Origin of the sequence: Arthrobacter sp. lap29, assembly GCF_032458965.1 — a bacterium.
GTDB lineage: Bacteria > Actinomycetota > Actinomycetes > Actinomycetales > Micrococcaceae > Specibacter > Specibacter psychrochitiniphilus.
Genome location: NZ_JAUCEK010000004.1, coordinates 80,779 through 100,034, shown reverse-complemented (window position 1 = coordinate 100,034; position 19,256 = coordinate 80,779). Strand labels below are relative to the sequence as shown.

Here is a 19,256-nt window from a genome sequence, read left to right as displayed (position 1 = left end):
CCGAAAACTTCCCCTAAAAAAGTGAAATGGAGTGGCACCGGCCATGGCAAAGATAAACGAAAGCCTCTTGGCGTTGCTGCGTTGTCCCGTCACCAACTCACCACTGATCCAGGTGGGCGAAGAATTACTGAGCACAGCCAACAGCGAGGGCGGCACGCCCGTGCGGTACAAGATCGATGAGGGGATTGCGCTGCTGCTCACCCCCGAACAGCTCAGCCCCGAACAGCTCACCGCCTAGCAGCTCACTGCTTAGCAGCTCACGGCTTAGCGCACCGGGCCAGCCAGTGCCTGTGCTTTCCTATCATCAACCAAGCGAGAAGTTCAGTGACGAAGGGGTGGGCCGTGGTGTCAGCGTGGGAGAACATTGGGAGCTTCGTGCGGCGCCGGAGGGCTGAAAACCCCGGACCCATGACCCTTGACGGTACCAATTCCTATATTCTGACCGCTCCCGGGGCATCAGGGGTGGTTGTGGTGGATCCCGGCCCGCTCCAGGAGAGGCATCTTGGCGAGTTGGCAGCGGCCGGTTCAGTAGAGCTGATCCTGATCACCCATCACCACGGGGACCACACCGACGGCAGCGCCCGGCTGCATCAGCTCACGGGTGCCCCTGTCCGGGCGGCCTTGCCCGCCTTTTGTCATGGCGCGCAGGCATTGCACGACGGCGAGATCATCCAGGCGGGCGGCCTCACACTCGAGGTCCTCGCTACACCAGGACACACCAGCGATTCGCTGTGTTTTGTTGTCACAGATCCACTAGCGAGGGATTCCTTCGGACAGGGCGCCGGCACGGTTGTTCTCACCGGAGATACCATCCTCGGCAGCGGCAGCACAGTGATTTGCCATCCTGACGGCAAGCTGGGGGATTACCTGGACTCCCTTGCGGCCTTGCGCAGGCGCGGCGCGCGAGTTAACGGAGCTGGCGTTACCGGCCCTGTTGCAGGAGCTGGTGTGGCTGCGCTGCCGGGCCATGGCCCGGTGCTAGGAGACATTGCCGCAGCGGCACAGGCCTATGAGCAACACCGGGCTGTGCGCATTGCAGAGGTTCGCAACGCCGTGGAACTTCTCGCCAGCATCGGGACGGCAGAGCCAACTGCCGCGCAGGTGGCGGCGATTGTGTACAAAGATGTGCCGGAGCATCTGCAGGGTGCGGCGTATTTGTCCGTGGAAGCCCAGCTACTGTACCTGCGCGGTTAGCCGCCCCGGACATCTGCCGCTGGGGTCTAGACTTCACTTCCCATAACAACCCCATAACACCGCGGCCCTCTGGGCTTGGCGCGGCTCGCTGGCACGCAATCGTGGCGTAAAATTGTATCTGGCACTAGTGGTGCCACGATAGCGGACATTGGAATTAGTCCACCGAATGGGAGTTTGCATGGCTGAGTTGGATGAGACCAGGAATCGTCGCAAGGGATTGCGAGTTGCCTTGATCTCCTTGCTCGCTTTGGGCTTGGCTTTATCCGGTACAGGATGCTCTGCAGTGGGCGAAAGTCCCGCCCCCGGTGCCGCTGAAACCAGCACGGCCACCACGGCACCACCCTCCACCACCCCCGCTGTTCCGGTGCAGACGTTGGTCAGCCCCGCAACAGGAACCGTCTCCGTAAACCCTGCCACTGAAGTAAACGCCATGGTCACCAATGGCACGGTGGCCAAAGCCGTCCTGGAAGAACAAGCAACGGGCACCCCGGTTGCTGGTGAACTGGTGGTGAGTAACCGTAAATGGATTTCCAAAGAACCTCTGAAATTCGGCACCGATTACGTCTTTAGTGTTACGGCCCAGGACACCGCAGGCACCAAGACCACCACGTACAGTTCGTTCTCCACCGTTGCCGCCTCACATGAGGCTGATGCCTGGGTATACCCGGCTGAGGGTGCCACTGTTGGAGTGGGGCAACCGCTCGAATTCAACTTCAGCGAACCAGTCATCAATAAGGAAGCCGTAGAGAAGGCCATCACCATCACCAGCAGCACGGGCCAACAGGGCGCGTTCCGCTGGTACTCGGATACCAAGGTTCGCTACCGCGGCGCTGACTACTGGCCTGCCAACAGCAAACTCACGGTGCAGATGGCACTCTTTGGCACCGATATTGGCAACGGCATGATCTACAACGCCAACAAAAGCTACGAGGTCAACATTGGCAACAAGGTCATCATGGAAGCGGATGCGGCCAACATGTCCGTCAGCATTCTCATCAATGACCAGGTAGCCAAAACCTTCCCGGCATCCATGGGCGATGAAAGGTTCCCCTCAGCCTCCGGGTTCATGGTGATTACCGCTGATAAGCAGCGCTACGCCACCTTCAAGGCATCAACCATTGGGCTCAAACCAGGGGATCCGGGCGACTACGGCTCCGTGGACGTGGAATTCGCCACACGGCTTTCCAACAGTGGCATCTTCATCCATCAAGCCACCCCCTATGCCATTCCCTACCTGGGCGTCACCAACCTCTCACACGGCTGCATTGGGCTCTCCCATGAAGGCGCTGGCTGGGTCTTTGAGAATATGCGCCCAGGCGATCTTGTCCACACGGTGGGCACACCCAATGACACCATCCATCCCACGGATGGTTACGGCGATTGGAACTTCGCGTTCAAGGACTACGCCTCACGCTAAGGCAGCGCCTCACGTAAACGCAGCGGCAGGCTACTTCCCGCCAACCCCGTGATCTAACCAACCCCGTGGCGCCCTAGCGCACTACTGATAGCCGCTGCCCGCGCTGCTGCCGCATCCATGCGGCGGTATTCGCGGTCTCGACGCTCTGCGATGAGTGAGGCGAGGAATACTGTGGGATCGGTTCCGGGAGCCGGAAGAGGCGCCACGTGGGCACTGGCTTCACTGGCCAATTCCATGGCCAGGGCAAAGCGGGAGTTCCCGGCCATGGCGCTTCCTTGACGCAGGAACAAGGAGATGCGCCGCGCCAGAGGATCGGGAAGCCGGCCAATATCAGCCAACGCGGCCCATTGTGCCAGTGCGGGGGCCACTGAAACCTGCAGGGGCACGCTCTTGGGAGCGCGGTCTCGGATGGCGTAAGTGCCGGCAAGCATGTCACCGAGCCGCTTGGACTTGTCATTGAACAATGAAACCAGGCAGGCCACCGAACCCAGCGTGAGGTAAATTTCCAGCACCGCCAGCAGTGCCCTAACCAAGGCGTGCCGGAAGCGGATGGAACCGCCGTCGTCGCGCACCACACGCAGCCCCATAACAAGCTTTCCCAGCGACTTACCCCGGCTCAGCGTCTCCACCGTGATCGGGACAACCACCAGCAAGCCCACCACAATAGCCAAAATGATGGCACGCGCTGCGGCCGGATCCAGCATGAATGCCACCTGGCCCAGTAAAACGAACAAGCCAAACGCCACAGCCAGCGTGACTGTCAGGTCAATGGCCGTGGCCACGGAGCGGGCAGCGAAGGAAGCGGGGCGAAGTTCCAGGACAACGGCTTCACCGGTGATGATTGCGGACATGAAAACAGTCTATCCACGCCCTGGGACCTCGGCCCTATATGCTGGTGCGGATGGACATGGATGCCTTTACCTCGGTACACCGCCCGCAATGGGAGCGGCTAAATACGCTTGCCCGGAAACGGCGATTGAGCGGTGCCGAGGCGGATGAACTGCTGCATTTGTATCAAAGCGTTTCAGGACATTTGTCTCTCATCCGCTCCCTCACGGCAGAAAGTGCTCTCTCCGCCTCATTGTCAGCAACGTTGGCCAACGCCCGGACTCGGTTTACGGGCGCGCGAAGCAATATTTTTCTTGATATTGCAACGTTCTTCGTTGTAGCCCTGCCGGCAGCCTTCTACCGGCTGCGCTGGCTGACGGTTATTATTGGCGGCGTTTTTATTCTCATCGCCTCCCTCTTTGCGCTGTGGGTGGCAGGGGATCCGGCCGTACAGGCGGCTTTGGGATCTGACGCGGAACTGCAGCAGCTGGTCAATCACGACTTTGTGAACTATTACTCGGAAAATCCGGCAGCCTCCTTTGCCGGCGCCGTCTGGACCAATAATGCCTGGATTGCTGCCCAGTGCGTGGCCTTCGGGATCACCGGGGCCTTTGTGCCGTATCAAATTTTCATGAATGCCCAGAACGTTGGTGTCACCGCCGGAGCCATGTTCGCCTATGGCAAGGGTGATGTTTTCTTCAGCTATATTCTTCCGCACGGTCTCATGGAACTGACAGCCATCTTCATTGCCTCCGCCGCAGGACTGCGGATATTTTGGGCTTGGGTGAGCCCTGGGCCCCGCACACGGCTGGATTCGCTGGCCCGTGAAGGACGTTCGCTCATGACGGTGGCCGTGGGATTGGTCTTCGTCTTGTTTATCTCCGGCCTCGTGGAAGCTTATGTCACACCAAGCCCGCTTCCTGTGTGGGCCAAAATCACCATTGGCGCACTGGTTCTTGGGGCGTACTGGGCCTACACCCTGATATTGGGCCGCAAGGCGTTCCTTGCAGGGGAGTTGGGTGACCTTAACCCGGACGACGCCGGAGCCACCATCCGCTCGTCCTAGTAGTTGCGTCAGGCTAATAGATGCTTGCCGCAGGCCTCCCCAAAATCACCCCGTGGGTGCAAGATGGGGATATGGGTGATGACACTGCAGGCCAGGACAACGGACTGTTGCAGAACACGGGGTTGTTCCAGACCACGGTGCAACAGGGGAGCGCGGATCAACTCATTCCACCGCACCCGTGGCGGCGTTTTGTGGCATTGGGAGATTCCTTTACGGAAGGCCTGGATGATCCGGAACCGGGCAGTCCCGGCGGATATCGAGGATGGGCGGACCGTGCAGCGGAGGAGTTGAGTGTGGGAGTGCCAGATTTCGCCTACGCAAACCTGGCCGTCAGGGGGCAACTACTGCACGAGGTAATTGACACCCAAGTGGGTCCCGCCCTGGCGCTGACACCAGATCTGGTCTCATTTCAAGCAGGAGGCAACGATCTCTTTCACACCGGTGCGGACCCTGACAAGCTGGCCGCTCTTTTAGAGGGAGCCGTGAGCCGCCTGCGCCTGCAGGGAGTGAGCGTCCTGATCTTTGTTGGGCCGGACTCCGGGCGCTCCACCGTCATGGGCCAATTCCGTACGAAGATTGCCATCTTCAATGAAAATATGCGCAGCATCGCCGAACACCACGAGTGCCTTGTGGCCGATTTGTGGGCCATGAAGGAACTACATGATCCGCGCATGTGGAGTCAGGATCGGCTCCACCCGTCAGCCCTGGGTCACCACGCAGTGGCGGCTATGGTCCTAGAAACGCTGGGTGTGCCGAACTCCCTGAAGCCACTGACGCCCAAACCGCTTCCTGTGACAAGTTGGCGGAAAGCGAGAGTCGGTGACATCGCGTGGGCCCGGAACTATTTGATGCCCTACGTACTCCGAGGAATCCGGCACGAGTCCCCGACAGGAGGATTCGGTGCCAAACGGCCTGTGCCGGCACCCCTGCAGAGTGTCCCGCTTTCCAGCCGGGGCCGCCTCTTTGGTGAGGCTGGTCCACCAGATGCGGGAGCGGCACCCAAGCCTGAAAAAGAACCAGAGTGACAGTTTGGCATCATCACGGGGTGGCAGTCACCGGGTGGGACCGCCTGCCGGTATCGTTTGGACTTGTGAGCGAGAATTCAAAGCCCCAGGACTCAGTGACACCCGAAGATGCTGTGACACGCCAAGATGCTGTGGCACGCCAAGAAGTTGGGGCGCAGGCCCAACAAGGCAGTCCCGCCGCCGGCAGCGCTGATACCAAGGCCGCTGATACCAAGGTTGCTGCCAGTGAGGCCGCTGCTCTTGCGGAAAAGGCCCGTGCTCGGCGCGTGGCGGCACCTGTTGGCGAGAGCTCGGTCTCACGGATCAAAATAGAGCAAGTTGCTGACCAGGAACCCATGCGGGCGGCATCGCGGATGCCGCAGTTGCCCAGTGACGAGGAAATCGCCGCAGCACTGGCTAAGAGCGCGGCCGTGGCCGAAGCCGTGGCTGGTGGCACGGGGACACCAGATGTACAGGGCGAGGACAGTGCCGTTGTGCGCCCCTCGGCTGAGGAACAGGCAAAGCGCAAGGCTGCCAGAGACAAGGCCGTCAATACAAAGCCAGTACTGACACGGGTATTTCAGGTCATCATCGCAGTTTTCTATCCCATCGTGCTGCTGGTACTAGCCATCAGGCTGGTCACCACCTCCACGTTTTTGTGGATCGAGTACCACCGCCCCGGGTTCCCGATCGACTCTTTTGGGTTCAGCACCGAGGACAGGCTCACCTACGGCTCCTACACCGTGGACTACCTGCTCAACTTTGCCCCGCCCCGGTACTTGGGTGACCTGGTCAACTCCATTGGCAACCCCTTGTTCCTGACCCGGGAAGTGGGGCATATGGCAGATGTGAAGACCGTTATTGTTATGGCCTTCCTCAGCGCCCTGCTCCTGGCGGTCATCATGGCTATTGGCGTGATATATCTTTCGCGGCGTAGCTTCGGCGGCAATCGCCGGGCTTTTTTCGCAGGCTCGATCGCCACTTTGGTCTTGATCATTGCTTTGGGTGTTTTTGCCGCAACCGGCTGGGAACGGTTCTTTACTGACTTTCATAAGATTTTCTTCGCCCAAGGAACGTGGACGTTCTACACCGACGACACCCTCATCAGGTTGTTCCCTAGCCAATTTTGGTTGGATTCCGGCATCTTCATCGGTGCCTTTGTCCTAGTGGTCTCGTCGCTGACGTTAGCCTTCACCTGGCCAACAAGAGAGCGCCGCGTGGCCGTCATTGCGGCGCAACGTCCCGGCCGCCGCGCGGCATAGCTGTGCAGCAAGCCCGCAGCGGCAGCCAATAGCGCCAAAAGTAGATACTGCCAGCGTGGCGAACGGTAGCGATAGTACCTCTTTTCATAGGAAAGCCGTCGGGGCCGTTTTGCCATCAATTGACAGCCTCCTTAGCCAGGCTCTGGCGCTGTGCCGGGCACAATGTCATTCAGTAATCATGGCCACCCACGGTTCGGGCGCTAATAAGCCTCATGCCAGTAAGTCATATATCAGTACTGGGTTTGAAAGCGGGCAGGCCTGGGAGGGCATCAGAGAAGCCAGGCTGTGACAAAAAGCGTTTCATGGGGCCCAACATTATTTCTGAGGTAGTTCTGTGGTCCAAAAGGTTAGGGGTCTCACAATTGGTGAAGAAGTGTGATAGTCGGATCCGGAGGTATTTGGGGGACAGCCGTTAGCAGGCCACAACCCCACCCCGCTAACCTTCGCTGCTTCCCAGTCCACCCGCCGGCTGGCTCGGCCGGTGAACGTCATGAAAAAGGCGGTGGTTAGATCCAGCTGGGCAGCCACATGTGTTGACGCCATTGTTCTTGCGGGATAATCTCCGCCGCCCAAATGGGGTAAAAGAAGGCGCTCAGGGCTACTACCAGGACCAGGAAGATCCCTACGATGATGGCGCCTTGTTGACGACGCCAGGGAGGGTCGGAAACCTTGCCCAGGACCATGCCCAAAACCAGCACCAGAGCCAAGATCATGAAGGGTTCGTAGGCAATGGCGTAGAAGAAGAAGATGGTGCGCAGCGGGTAGAAGATCCACGGCAGGAAGCCGGCAGCGAATCCGGCCAGGATGGCCCCGGCACGCCAGTCGCGTTTGATGGCCCACACGCCCACCAGGAACAGGATGGCTAAGGTCCCGCCCCACCAGATCAGCGGGTTGCCCACGCTGGTGACTGCTGCAGTGCATTTTTCCACTACGCAGCCGCCGTCACCATTCTCATAGTTCTTCACATAGAAAGAGGTGGGGCGGCCCATGACCAGCCAGGACCAAGCGTTGGCCTTGTAGGGGTGATCAGAACCCAAACCGGTGTGGAAGTTATAGGCGGTGGAGTGGTAGTGCCACAAGGAACGCAGCGAATCCGGGATCCAACCCCACACCGTGGAGGGATTCTCGCCAGCCCAATTCCTGTCATACGCATCCTTGGACATGAACCAGCCGGTCCAGCTAGCCAAATACGTTGCAGCCGCCACGGGAACCATGCTGACAAAGGCAACAATGCCGTCCTTCCAGATAGCACCCATCACCCAATACTTAATGCCGGCGATGCGGCGGGCATTCATATCCCAAATAACGCTCATCAAGCCAAAAGCAGCCAGGAAAAACAAACCTGACCATTTGGTGCCAATGCACAGGCCCAGAGCTACGCCGGCGGCCAGCCGCCACCAGCGGATGCCCAGCCACGGCCCATAGAGGAGCTCCTTGGCCGGGACCAAGCCGCCGGGGCCGGCGAGGATGGAAAGCTTCGCAGCCAGCCGCCGTCGTCCATCATCACGGTCCATGATGATGGCGCCAAAGGCGGCGAGGGCAAAGAACATCACAAAGATGTCCAGCAATGATGTTCGGGACTGGACAATGGCATGCCCGTCAACCGCGAACAGTAGCCCGGCCGTGGCGCCCAGAATGGTGGAACGGAACATCTTCTGAGCAATCAATGCCAGCAGGAAGATGGATACGGTACCCACCAAGGCTGCAGAGAACCGCCAACCGAACGTGCTTTCCGGGCCGAAGAGCCACATACCAAAGGCAATCATCCACTTGCCCACGGGAGGGTGCACCACATATTCGGGGGTGGTCTCTAGGCTGGTAAAAATGCCTTGGTTGAAGAGGTCGTTGGCCTTCTCCGCCCAATTTCGCTCGTAGCCGCTTTGTAAGTAGCTGTAGGCGTCCTTGACGTAGTAGGTCTCGTCAAAAACTAACGACGGAGGCTGGCCCAGACGTAGGAAGCGCAGCAGTCCACCTACCAAGGCGGTCAAGGCAGGCGCCAGCCAAAACCAAAGCCGCAGGCTCGCCGGGGTAGTGGAAAAAGAATAGCGTGCACCAAGCAGCCGTGCGCCAAGAGCCGAGCGGGTAAAAGCTTGCGCAGGGTCTCGCAGCCACCGCAGCGAAGAAACTCCCGTGCCCGCCGCGGGCACCGGAGCCTCCACTGCCGGATCAGCCGTGACCGAGTCAGCGCTTACCGGGAGAGCAGAGCTGTCCGCCTGGGGATCAAAGGTGGTGGGGTTCTCCGGGGCCGCCGGGGCGGTATCCATAGCTTGGGGTTGCACGGAGTCAATGCTACCCAAGTGGGCCCAGAAGCTGGGGCGCACTACGCTGGTGTCATGGAAGATGACTTTGGCACAAATCCGGCACCCGCACATGACGACTCGGAAACAACCGAAGAAACCCTCGATTCAAGCCTTGCGCCTCCTGCGCTCCCCGGGGAGGGGTACATTATTCTGGCCGCAACACCCATTGGAAACATGGGTGACGCCTCAGCTCGGCTGATTGCCTGGTTGGGTGCTGCAGATATTGTTGCCGCCGAGGACACCCGCCGGCTGCACCGGCTGGTGACCAGCCTGGGCGTCAAGGTGGGCGGGCAGATCATCAGTTACCACGAACACAATGAGGCCGTGAAGACCGCCGAGCTGCTGGCTCAGGTACAAAGCGGCAAGACACTTCTCATGGTCACCGATGCAGGGATGCCGTCAGTGTCCGATCCTGGCTTCCGGCTAGTGAGCGCGGCAGTTGCCGCAGGTGTAAAGGTGACAGCTGCTCCGGGACCGTCAGCTGTTTTGACGGCACTGGCCCTCTCAGGTCTACCCACGGATAGGTTCTGTTTTGAAGGATTCCTGCCGCGTAAGTCAGGGGAGCGGGCGGCGCGCCTGCACGAACTTGCGCTGGAAAAGCGCACCATGGTGTTTTTTGAGGCCCCGCACAGGCTCGAAGCCATGTTGCGTGCCCTGCACACAGCTTTTGGGCCTTCCCGCCCCGGCGCCGTATGCCGGGAACTGACCAAGACCTATGAAGAAGTAATACGCAAACCCCTCTCGGGACTGCTGGAATGGGCTGAAGAAAACCAGATTCGCGGCGAGATCGCCATTGTTGTTGGCGGTGCTTTGGAAGGTGACCTGGGTACCACTGAAGACCATGTGGCTGCTGTCAACGAGCTCATGTCACAGGGGATGCGCATGAAGGAAGCCGTTGCGGTGATTGCCCATGACGTGCATGTCAGCAAGCGTGAACTCTACAGCGCCGTGCTGGCAGCCCGCGGGTAGCCACAGCTGCCAGTCTGGTACTCACCGCAGATGTTGTTGTGCAGATGTTGTTGTGCAGATGCACAGCGATTCCTGCATGGGCAGTGCGTCCATGCGTAGACACTGTTGTTCGCCCGGAACTACCGTGAACTACAGCACTATTTTCCATGCACTGCCCCGGTAAACTCTGGCGCCCTCCCTGGCCCCGCCTGAGGTGCGGGCACCAGATAAAAGGAGTCACCATGACAGTGAGCCCAACCGCCGAACTCTCCGGCGCCAAACTGACCGAACGCGAACGCGCCTTGCTGGCAAGTGTTCCCACCGGCTTGTTGATCAACGGCGAATGGCGGCCTGCGGCTTCCGGGAAAACCTTTGTTGTGGAGGACCCCTCAACAGGTCAGGCCTTGGTAGAGGTGGCTGACGCTGGCGCCGAGGATGGTGCTGCAGCCTTGGATGCGGCTGTGGCTGTCCAAGAAGAATGGGCAGCAACCCCGGCACGCGTCCGTGCTGAAATTCTGCGCCGCGCCTTTGATATGGTCACCGCCCGGGCTGATGACCTGGCTCTGCTGATGACCCTTGAAATGGGTAAGCCGCTTGCTGAAGCCCGCGGCGAAGTCAGCTACGGTTCCGAGTTCCTGCGCTGGTTCTCAGAGGAAGCAACCCGTTCCTTTGGCCGCTACTCCTCCAACCCCGAGGGCACGCAGCAAATCATGGTGCAAAAGAAGCCGGTTGGTCCCTGCCTGCTGATCACTCCCTGGAACTTCCCCCTGGCCATGGCAACCCGCAAGATTGCCCCGGCCATTGCTGCCGGTTGCACCATGGTGCTCAAGCCGGCCAACCTGACACCACTGACCAGCCACCTCTTCGCCCAAATCATGATGGAGGCGGGCCTGCCGGCCGGCGTCCTGAACGTGGTCTCCACCAGCGATGCCGGCGGAGTGACGGCTCCGCTCATCCAGGACTCGCGGCTGCGCAAGCTCTCCTTCACCGGATCCACCCCCGTAGGCAAGCGCCTGTTGGCTGACGCGTCCGCGAATGTGCTGCGCACGTCCATGGAACTGGGCGGCAACGCACCATTTTTGGTCTTTGACGATGCAGACCTGGACGCAGCCGTGGAAGGCGCCATGGCCGCGAAGCTGCGGAACATGGGCGAAGCCTGCACGGCAGCTAACCGATTCCTCGTGCACGAATCCGTGGCCGAAGAATTTGCCACCCGCTTTGCTGCCCGCATGAGCGCCATGACCACCGGCCGCGGAACTGACCCGGCCACCAAGGTGGGGCCGCTGATCGACGCCAAGAGCCGTGACAAGGTGCACTCACTCGTGAGCGAGGCCGTAGCCGGCGGCGCCACCGCAATCACAGGTGGCAGTGCCGTGGAGGGTGCCGGATACTTCTACCAGCCCACCGTACTCACGGGTGTGGAACCGGGAGCCCGCATCCTCACGGAAGAGATCTTCGGCCCAGTCGCCCCCATTGTCACGTTCAAGAATGAGGACGAGGCCGTAGCGCTGGCCAACAATACCGAGTACGGCCTGGTGGCCTACGTCTTCACCAAGGACCACAACCGCGGCCTGCGTATGGCCAACCGGATTGAAACCGGCATGATGGGCCTAAACGCGGGTGTCATCTCCAACGCCGCAGCCCCCTTCGGCGGCGTCAAGCAGTCCGGTTTGGGCCGTGAAGGCAGCATCGAAGGTATCGAGGAATACCTGTACACCCAGTACATCGGCTTCCCCAACCCGAACAACGCCTAGTCCCCACCTGCCGGCCCGGTATATCGCTGCGCGATCTGCCGGGAACCTGGCATGTGTGGCCCCACCCACCTGCCGGCCCGGTATATCGCTGCGCGATCTGCCGGGAACCTGGCATGTGTGGCCCCACCCACCTGCCGGCCCGGTATATCGCTGCGCGATCTGCCGGGAACCTGGCATGTGTGTCGCCGGCTCTCTAGCTTGCGTTGGTGTCGGTGCGGCGGATGAGCGAGGCCGGCATCAACAAGGCGCGCATCCGTCCCATTAGTGTGGATTGTGTCCGTAACCGCGCGGTCACGCTCTGTACAGCATCCGCCAAATCATCCCGGCGTGTCTTGGAAAGTCCCGCACCGTAGATGGCTTCTTCATAGGCATGGAGCAGCAAGGTCAAACCGGACGGTGTTGTTGGCCCCAGCATTGCCGCGAACTGTTGTGCCGCCAACGCAGGGGTGTGGGCAGGATCTTGGCGATAACCAAAATCTGTGGCCGAATCCTGAAGTTCTCGCCAAGCCCGCACCTCTGGGGAAACAGTGTCGCGAGGATCGTGGATCTTAGCCAGGCGCCGGCGTCGAATAGCACTGCGTAGCAGAGCCGGAGACGCCAGAGCAGCCAGAATTAGCAGCACCCACCCCATCCCTGCCAGCCACCGGCCACTGTTATCAACCGCTGTCCCAGTACCGGATAGAGCGGTGGCACTGACGCTAGTAGTGGCAGTGGAAGCAGCGGTTGAAGGCTGTTCCGTGGTAGCAGCTTGGCTTTGGGGCGCTGGCGTTGGGACGGAGTCTTCCTGGGCGTACGCCGGCACGTCACCGCGGGATGGAGTGGGTTCAAAAGGTACCCAACCCAGGCCCTCAAAGTAAAGTTCGGGCCATGCGTGAGCATCGCGGCCGGCAACTTCAAAGCCGCGCATCTGAAGATTCTCTTCTTGCTTGTCCAAGCCCGGCGTCCGGGTTCCAGCCGTATAACCTACGGCGATGCGGGAGGGGATCCCCACCTCACGCGCCATGACTGCCATAGCTGCGGAGAAGTGGACACAATAGCCTTTTTTGTTCACCAGAAAATCTGCCAGCACACCCATTCCGGAGCCGTCATACCCGTCCGCCACAGGTGCGCTCAAGCTGTAGCTGAATTCATCCGACTGGAAATAGTTCTGTATGGCTATTGCCTTGGCATAGGGGCTGACTGCCGTACTGGTGAGATCCGTGACGGTCCTGTTCACAATTGAGGGAACATCGGAGGGTAGCGCCAAAAAGACCGGGTCAAGTTCTTTCCTCGGCGCTGCCGTTGCCTGATTCAACAGATCCGGCGTCAGGACCGGCATTTCACTGCGCACTACATAAGACTGCCCAGCCGTGGTCGAGGTCTGAGAGACGATGGTGGCTGTGGAGGGGTTCCATAGCCACACTCCAGGCAACTGCTGGACATCCGTGACCGTGAGCGGAGCGGGCAACCACTCATCACCCACACCCGGGACAGTAATACGAGTAACTGTTTTTGTCTTGGGTAGTCCTGAAGACGGCCCGATAGCGGGAGAAAGACGTGAGAGCTTCGCTTGCAGGTTTGAAGGCAGTGCCGAGGGACCCCAGACCTTGCCCTTGAAGTTCTCCAACGTGGTCAGCCGCAAATACTCCGGCTCCTCTGCACTGGTGGTGTACCGCAGCACCACGCGCTCTGACTGGGAGCGCAAGTCATCACCGAGGGTCACCATGGCGTCCAGTGAACCGCCTTCGCCTGTTGCGTTCAAAGCAGAACCTTGCGGATACCGGCCCTCTGTAAACCCGGGGAGGGCAGCTGTGACAAACTGCATCAGCAGGACCACAGAGGCGCCCATGACCAGTGCCTTCGTGAGGGTGCCGCTGGGCGCCTTGGGCATGTCTGTTCGCAATTTTCCATCCGGTACATACCACCGGCAACACGCCAGAATCAGCAGAAACCCGGACGCCGTCCCCACCAGTCCGGGAGTGCTGATCCCTGTCCTGGTGGTCAGCGCAGCTGGTAGCAGGATGAGTAAGAGACCCATGAAACTTGCGGCAGGGAGAGCTACCGTGATGGCGAGTGCGTCTATCAGTAAGGCGGCAAAACCAAGCCCGGCGCAGAACAGAAAGTGCATGGGGGAGGCTGAAGGGACGGGTGCCAAATTTGTCATGATGAGATTTGATGCATCAGAGGCAAGATCCAAGGCGGAGCTCAGAGTTCCAGGAGTCGGGATCACCCCTAGCACAGCGGTGCCAGGGAAGAACATCAGCGTCAGAACCATGAACCAGCCAACAAGAGCACCCAACGGAGCCGCTGGGCTCAGTGCCGAGTAGCGGCGCATCAAGGCTGGGAACAGCAACGTTCCGGCAACCACTACGGCAGCTTGGGGCAGCCACGCCATGTCCTGGAGCACTCCTGCCAAACCAAGCGAGGCGCCCATAACGGCGGAAAAGATGACCAAAGCCAGCACCCAGCGTGCCGGGCCCGTTGCTTGGGTACCCAAATAGCTGTGCAACGAACGGGACTCGGGCCTCCCGCCGTCGCCGTTTTTCTGGTGGGAGGGGTTCGGGCTCGCCAGGACATTATTCGTCATGAACGCCCCTTCCCGCCCCCGTGGTGGGCGTCCAGGTTAGCCCAGGCCTGCCACAGGGTAGTGGCTGGAGTTACCGGTGCAGCATGCCAGCCGGCGCGGCGCAGGATTTGTGCCGCGGGTTCGGCGTCAGTGGCGGTGGCGCACACGAGGAGGGCGTAGGAGCTTTGTGTGCCTTCGGCGTTCCCGGCCAGCAAGGTGGCCTCGGCCTCACTGAGGGCTCCCATGACAGCAATCACCGGGCCGCGGCGCTCGCGGTCATGAAGCCGGTGGGCCAGGGTGGCGGCCAGCGTTGTTTCACCAGGTCCGGCAAGTTCCACAGCTGCCAGGCCAGCAGCCACGGCGTAGCTTCCTTCGCCGCCGCTGTATTCAGCACGGGACGGCTCCGCCGCGGAGGCCGATGTCAACAGTGCCGGGGCGCCCAGATGGTCCAGCAGTGTCAGCGTGAACGCGCGTTCCAGCAGATGCGCGGCAATGGAGGCGGTGGCAACAATGGCCTCTTCAAAGGCCGCCGTGGTGGCCAGTTCTGGCAGATCCTGGGCGGCTCGTGTGGCGGTGCGCAAGGATTTGTTGGTTGGCGGGGCAGGCGCTGTTGGCGCGGCAGGCGGGGCAGGCGCTGATGGTACAGATGGCCCGAACGCCAGGGCGCGCCGGTCCAGAATAAGGATAGCTTCGGGAGTTGTTACGGGTTCCTCCCCCCTGACCATGAGCCGGCCTTGCCGAGCAGTGAGCGCCCAATGAACCCGTCGCAGCGGATCCCCGTAGCGGTAATCACGAGTCATGAGGTCATCCTGATGTGAACGGGCCAGCTCCGAGGTGCTCTGTGAGCCGTCTTGGCCGTGGCCTTCGCTCACGGAAATTGCCGGCAGTTCGAGAGCTGCAGGGGCAATGGTGAGGCGGTCGCCGTGGTCTATTCCGCGCCGTAGAGATGCCACACCAAAAGGATCGGTGAACGTGCACAGCAAGGGGCCAATGGTAAACACGCCGCGATGGCGCGGAAGTAAGGAGTAATGATAGTTACTGCTGGAAGCGCGTGGTATTCCGGCTTGGGGATGGCTGAAGGTGGGTACCTGAGCGAAAGTTGTGGGGAGAGCCTCCACCAGCTGGCTTTGTGAACCCCCAGGATTGTGCCCACGGACCTCAAGGCTCACTTCAACGGGTTCGCCAACACGGCCCAGAAGGGGAGAGATGTGTCGGTGCAGGCTGAAGCCGGATTTGAAGAAATGCAGGGACGCATAGGCTGTGGCTGGCAGCATAAAGCAAAATACGGCAAGGGTCAGAACATCACGCCTACCCAAAATTGAGGCCAAGATGAGGGAAAGAACCGCGCAGGCAAACAATAACCAGCCCCGTGGACGAAGAAGCTGAAAAAGGGACATGGGCGGCTACCTGCTGCGAGCGTCCTGTCCGGCACGCCCGTCCTGCTCGCCAGGAACAGCAACCTCCGCCAGGATCTTTGTAATGACGCTAGCAGGCGTGGATCCTTGGCTGGCGGCGCTTCGCTCCACCAGCAAACGGTGTGCCAGTACCGGTTCGGCCAGGGCACGGATGTCATCGGGCAGAACAAAGCCGCGGCTGGCAAGGGCAGCTGCAGACTTTCCCGCCCGCAGCAATTGCAGCAACGCCCGGGGACTGGCGCCCAGACGCAGCTCCGGACTGGAACGGGTGGCTTGTCCCAGAGCAACAATGTAGGCGCGCACGGCAGGGGACACGTAAATCGCTGCCACCGTGGCCGTCATGGCGCCAACTTGGGCAGCCGTAGCCACGGGGCGCACAGCATCAAGCGGGTTGAACGATTGATGGGTCTCAAGCATTGCCATTTCTGCGCCGGGATGCGGATAGCCCAAGGAGATGCGTGCCATGAAACGGTCACGCTGGGCTTCTGGCAGCGGATAAGTGCCGGCCATTTCAATGGGGTTTTGTGTGGCGACAACCATGAATGGGCCGCTCAAAGGGTAGGTGGTTCCATCCACGCTCACCTGGCGTTCGGCCATGGATTCCAACAGTGCCGACTGTGTTTTTGCGGAGGCGCGGTTGATCTCATCCCCAATGACAATGTTGGCAAAAATGGGGCCCGGACGGAATTCAAAGGCCTGTGAGGACTGGTTGAAGATTGACACCCCGGTGATATCGCTAGGGAGCAGATCCGGGGTGAACTGAATCCTGTTAACCGAACAGTCAAGGGTGCGGGCCAGCGTCTTGGCCAGCAGCGTTTTGCCCACGCCGGGTACATCCTCCAAGAGGAGGTGCCCACCCGCCAGTAACACTGTCAGGGCAAGCCGGACGGCGTCTTCCTTACCATCCACAACAGTGTTCATGACGGCCATAATGTTTTGGCTTAGCTCAGAAAAATGTTCCGGAGCCATGGCCAGTTCGGATGCCTGCGGGTTCATAGCCCCTGCAACGTCTGCTGCCAGTAAAGTTTCCTGGAGGTGCATGCCTCACCTTTCGAAAAAAACCCAACAACACACCATGAGCTGCCTCGTGTGATCCACGCTACTAGTGTGGCGTGATTTTGGGGTCATTGGGACAAAGAAATTAAGCAAACGGTAAAGTTGGCAACCATGTGCACCCATGACGTTCCGCGCCCTTATCGCCCTGAAGAATTGACGGACATTGGCGGAGCCCGCCCGGGTGCCTTTGCCGGTGCCCCCGCACCGCTCCCCGTCCCCGTGTATGACAATCACACGCACTTTGACTTTGGCGACTCTCCAGTTGAGCTGCGTGCGGCCTTGGATGCGGCAGAGGCCGTAGGTGTTGCCGGCGCCGTTCAGGTTGGCTGTGACCTGGCGTCCTCCCGGTTTACAGTTGCCGCGGTCGATGCGGACCCACGCCTGCTGGGCGCGGTTGCCATCCATCCCAACGACGCCCCCGAACTGGCTCTGGCGGGCACTCTGGATGATGCTCTGGCTGAAATTGATGCCATGGCCGCCCATCCCCGCATTAGGGCCATCGGTGAAACAGGCCTGGACTATTTCAGGACGGGCGAAGCGGGCTTGGCGGCGCAGCACCATTCTTTCCGTGCGCACCTGGACATGGCCAAGCAGCGTGAGCTCGCGCTGCAAATTCACTGCCGTGACGCGCACACCGATGTCCTCTCAACACTGGATGAGGTGGGGGCACCCTCAAGGTTGGTTTTTCACTGCTTCTCAGGGGACGCCGAATTGGCAAAAATTTGTAACGAAAAGGGATGGTTCATGTCCTTTTCTGGGACCTTGACTTTTAAAAATGCCCATAATTTGCGTGCGGCCCTTGCGGTGGCTGACCCGGCGCTGATTCTGGTAGAGACTGACGCGCCATTTCTGACACCTCATCCATTCAGAGGGCGCCCTAATGCCAGCTATATGCTGCCTTACACGGTGCAATGCATGGCACAATTGATGGGCTTGGACTTGAGTGAAATGGGCCACCTGCTGCGCACAAATACTGGCTCTGTTTACGGCTCCTGGTCCGATTGATCCTGTACTTTCGATCACTTTTCCGTGACCAAACCTTGTCCGTTTGGTCACGATTGGGTTACGCTGGGGAACTATTAGCCGTGGTCGGGGAAGGCCAACGGATGAAATGCCATAGGACATAGCGTAAAAAAATGATCCGTGGCAACCGTTCGCAAGAACAATTCTGGCAGGACCGTCCGCAGTATCTTGCGGCCACAATCCACCAGTGTTGCTCGGTACTTTCCCGTGCCCGGGTGCTCTAGTAGTAACGAGAACTCGTGTCTTCTTTCCTTACCGTCAATGGCAAATTGAGTTATTTGAAGCTTGCCTGCCAAGGCGCAGTGCTCATAGCACTCGTCGCCGCGCTCATGGCATTCATCACGGCCACCAAAACCGTCACTCTCGTGGTGGATGGCCAAGCCAGCTCAATTCAGGCTTATGGTTCCTCCGTCAGTGACGTGCTCAAGCATGCAGACGTGAGTGTGAACTCTGGTGACCACATCACACCGGCTCTGGATACCAGCGTCGAGAGTGGTTCAACCATCACCGTCAACACGGCCAAGGACATCAAGGTGAGCTTGGATGGGGCGGAACACACTGTCACCACCACCTCCACAAAGATCAGCGGATTGATGAGCCAACTAGGCATCGCCGCCAACGCCAGGCTCTCACTGCCGGCAGATACTCTGCTCGCCAATTCGGCTGACCTGAGCATCATCACCCCTAAGCAAATCACGCTCGTGGCTGACGGCAAGAAGCAGGTCAAGACCACCACGGCCCAGAATGTTGGCGATTTCCTGGCTGAGACCGGAGTGACGCTGGCTAAGAGTGATCTCGTCTCCACTCCCGGCGTGGCAACAGTTGTTGAGAACATGGTGGTCAAGGTGACCCGGGTCAACACCTCTGGAACAGCCAAAGAAACTGCAGATGTGCCGTTTGAGACCGAACAAAGCGTGGATCCTGCACTCTTCAAGGATCAGAAGAAGACCATCAGCGAAGGTGCCGCCGGCACGCTGCAAAAGACCTTCCGTACGGTAACTGTTGACGGTGTGGTTGTCAGCCGCACCGAAACCGGATCCACGGTTGTCAAGGAACCAGTTGCCGCGAAAATCAGCATCGGTGGCAAGGAACGCCCCGCCCCGAAGGATGAAACCAGCAGTAAGGCTGCCAACACCGAAGCCAAAGCTGGAGCCAACACCGGAGCTAACACCGGGGCCAAGGCACCGACCATGTCCAACGAGGCCATGTGGGATGCCATTGCGCAGTGTGAAGCCACCGGAAACTGGTCCATCAATACCGGCAACGGCTACTATGGCGGCTTGCAGTTTGACATTGGTACCTGGCTGAGCAGCGGCGGCGGAGCCTACGCCCCCAATGCCAGCCTGGCCACTAAAGCCCAGCAGATTGACATTGCCAACCGTGTTTACGCCCAGCGCGGCCTGCAGCCGTGGGGCTGTGGACATGTGGTGCAGTAGCAGCCAGC

Annotated in this window: 15 protein-coding genes; 10 read left to right on the top strand and 5 right to left on the bottom strand. The window is 59.9% G+C overall.

The genetic code is table 11. The features are described from left to right. Positions 1-43: 43 nt before the first annotated feature. The 3 genes from RY113_RS08125 (at position 44) to RY113_RS08115 (ending at position 2,611) form a co-directional block, all read left to right on the top strand. Positions 44-238: a hypothetical protein gene (locus RY113_RS08125; RefSeq protein ID WP_315914185.1), complete on the top strand. Its 195-nt coding sequence runs from the start codon at positions 44-46 to the stop codon at positions 236-238. An 86-nt stretch (positions 239-324) separates the two neighbouring features. Continuing rightward, the gene (locus tag RY113_RS08120) at positions 325-1,194 is read left to right on the top strand and encodes an MBL fold metallo-hydrolase (RefSeq protein WP_315914184.1); all 870 of its coding nucleotides are present in this window, start codon (positions 325-327) and stop codon (positions 1,192-1,194) included. A gap of 178 nt (positions 1,195-1,372) precedes the next feature. Then, positions 1,373-2,611: an Ig-like domain-containing protein gene (locus RY113_RS08115; protein ID WP_170120868.1), complete on the top strand. Its 1,239-nt coding sequence runs from the start codon at positions 1,373-1,375 to the stop codon at positions 2,609-2,611. A gap of 53 nt (positions 2,612-2,664) precedes the next feature. Here the strand turns inward: RY113_RS08115 and RY113_RS08110 are convergent, their stop codons facing one another. Further along, the gene (locus tag RY113_RS08110) at positions 2,665-3,462 is read right to left on the bottom strand and encodes an RDD family protein (RefSeq protein ID WP_110104639.1); all 798 of its coding nucleotides are present in this window, start codon (positions 3,460-3,462) and stop codon (positions 2,665-2,667) included. A 50-nt stretch (positions 3,463-3,512) separates the two neighbouring features. Between RY113_RS08110 and RY113_RS08105 the strand changes: the two genes are divergently transcribed. From RY113_RS08105 to RY113_RS08095, 3 genes are all read left to right on the top strand, one after another. Further along, on the top strand, positions 3,513-4,505 hold the full coding sequence (locus RY113_RS08105) for a stage II sporulation protein M (protein ID WP_179442371.1): 993 nt from the start codon (positions 3,513-3,515) through the stop codon (positions 4,503-4,505). 71 nt (positions 4,506-4,576) lie between these two features. Further along, the gene (locus RY113_RS08100) at positions 4,577-5,530 is read left to right on the top strand and encodes an SGNH/GDSL hydrolase family protein (protein ID WP_110104923.1); all 954 of its coding nucleotides are present in this window, start codon (positions 4,577-4,579) and stop codon (positions 5,528-5,530) included. 65 nt (positions 5,531-5,595) lie between these two features. After that, the gene (locus RY113_RS08095; RefSeq protein WP_315914183.1) at positions 5,596-6,771 is read left to right on the top strand and encodes a TIGR01906 family membrane protein; all 1,176 of its coding nucleotides are present in this window, start codon (positions 5,596-5,598) and stop codon (positions 6,769-6,771) included. A gap of 506 nt (positions 6,772-7,277) precedes the next feature. Here the strand turns inward: RY113_RS08095 and RY113_RS08090 are convergent. Next, positions 7,278-9,035, bottom strand: coding sequence for a phospholipid carrier-dependent glycosyltransferase (locus tag RY113_RS08090; RefSeq protein ID WP_315914365.1), 1,758 nt, complete (start codon positions 9,033-9,035; stop codon positions 7,278-7,280). Between the two features lie 69 nt (positions 9,036-9,104). On the opposite strand from RY113_RS08090, the gene rsmI reads away from it, so the two are divergent. Next, complete coding sequence (gene rsmI, locus RY113_RS08085; protein WP_110104920.1) at positions 9,105-10,040, top strand: 16S rRNA (cytidine(1402)-2'-O)-methyltransferase; 936 nt, start codon at positions 9,105-9,107, stop codon at positions 10,038-10,040. A gap of 221 nt (positions 10,041-10,261) precedes the next feature. Beyond that, complete coding sequence (locus RY113_RS08080; RefSeq protein WP_110104638.1) at positions 10,262-11,773, top strand: NAD-dependent succinate-semialdehyde dehydrogenase; 1,512 nt, start codon at positions 10,262-10,264, stop codon at positions 11,771-11,773. Positions 11,774-11,966: 193 nt separating this feature from the next. Here the strand turns inward: RY113_RS08080 and RY113_RS08075 are convergent, their stop codons facing one another. Genes RY113_RS08075 through RY113_RS08065 form a run of 3 tightly spaced genes read right to left on the bottom strand, consistent with a single transcriptional unit; the run spans position 11,967 to position 16,729 of the window. After that, positions 11,967-14,339, bottom strand: coding sequence for a DUF3488 and transglutaminase-like domain-containing protein (locus RY113_RS08075; RefSeq protein ID WP_315914182.1), 2,373 nt, complete (start codon positions 14,337-14,339; stop codon positions 11,967-11,969). Continuing rightward, positions 14,336-15,715: a DUF58 domain-containing protein gene (locus RY113_RS08070; RefSeq protein ID WP_315914181.1), complete on the bottom strand. Its 1,380-nt coding sequence runs from the start codon at positions 15,713-15,715 to the stop codon at positions 14,336-14,338. The genes RY113_RS08075 and RY113_RS08070 overlap by 4 nt, the downstream gene beginning before the upstream one ends. Positions 15,716-15,721: 6 nt before the next feature. Next, on the bottom strand, positions 15,722-16,729 hold the full coding sequence (locus RY113_RS08065; protein ID WP_245932039.1) for a MoxR family ATPase: 1,008 nt from the start codon (positions 16,727-16,729) through the stop codon (positions 15,722-15,724). Positions 16,730-16,900: 171 nt separating this feature from the next. On the opposite strand from RY113_RS08065, the gene RY113_RS08060 reads away from it, so the two are divergent. Both RY113_RS08060 and RY113_RS08055 read left to right on the top strand, forming a co-directional pair. Then, complete coding sequence (locus RY113_RS08060; protein ID WP_315914180.1) at positions 16,901-17,794, top strand: TatD family hydrolase; 894 nt, start codon at positions 16,901-16,903, stop codon at positions 17,792-17,794. A 257-nt stretch (positions 17,795-18,051) separates the two neighbouring features. Then, positions 18,052-19,248, top strand: a complete 1,197-nt coding sequence (locus RY113_RS08055) for a transglycosylase family protein (protein WP_315914179.1) — start codon at positions 18,052-18,054, stop codon at positions 19,246-19,248. The last annotated feature ends 8 nt before the right edge of the window (positions 19,249-19,256 follow it).